Raw genomic sequence first — 695 nt, 5'->3', positions numbered from 1 at the left:
ACCACCACCACGGCCGGCACGAGGTACTCCGGCAACACCCGCGCCACGTACTCCCGCACGTGCCCGACGTCCACCGCCGCCCCGTCGGGCACCACGTAACCGATCAGCCGCCGCTCACCCGGCCGCTCCTGCGGAGCCGTGACGACGGCCTGGGCCACCGCCGGATGCGCGGCGAGCGCCGCCTCCACCTCACCCAGCTCCACCCGGAACCCACGGATCTTCACCTGAGCATCCGCACGCCCGACAAAGACCAGCGCACCCTCATCCGTCCACCGCACCAGGTCACCCGTCCGATACATCCGCTCCCCCGGCACGAACGGACACGCCACAAACCGCTCCGCCGACAGACCGGGCTGGCCCCAATACCCCAGCGCCAGACCCTCGCCCGCCACATACAACTCCCCGACCACGCCGGGCGGCACCGGCTGCAGAAAGGCGTCCAGCACATACACCTGCCGACACGGCAGCGGACGTCCGATCGGCAGTACGGAACCCACGGCCTCGCCCGGACGCCAGATCCGCCAGGTGGCGCAGAGAGTGGTCTCGGTGGGCCCGTACAGATGCCGCACCGTCACATCCGGGCACGCCTCCCGCACCCGGGCCACCGACTCGGCAGGCACCACGTCCCCGCCGGTCAGCACCTCACGCAGCCCCGCGAAACACTCCGGCGCCTCCCCCGCCAACACCCGGAACGC

Annotated in this window: 1 protein-coding gene; it reads right to left on the bottom strand. The window is 71.9% G+C overall.

What is annotated here, in order from left to right; genetic code table 11:
* The coding region (locus POF73_RS45850) for an AMP-binding protein (protein ID WP_272125488.1) at window positions 1–695 on the bottom strand (695 nt) is incomplete at both ends.

This window comes from Streptomyces sp. HD (genome assembly GCF_028369295.1).
GTDB lineage: Bacteria > Actinomycetota > Actinomycetes > Streptomycetales > Streptomycetaceae > Streptomyces.
This window is presented reverse-complemented; position numbering and strand designations above follow the sequence as displayed.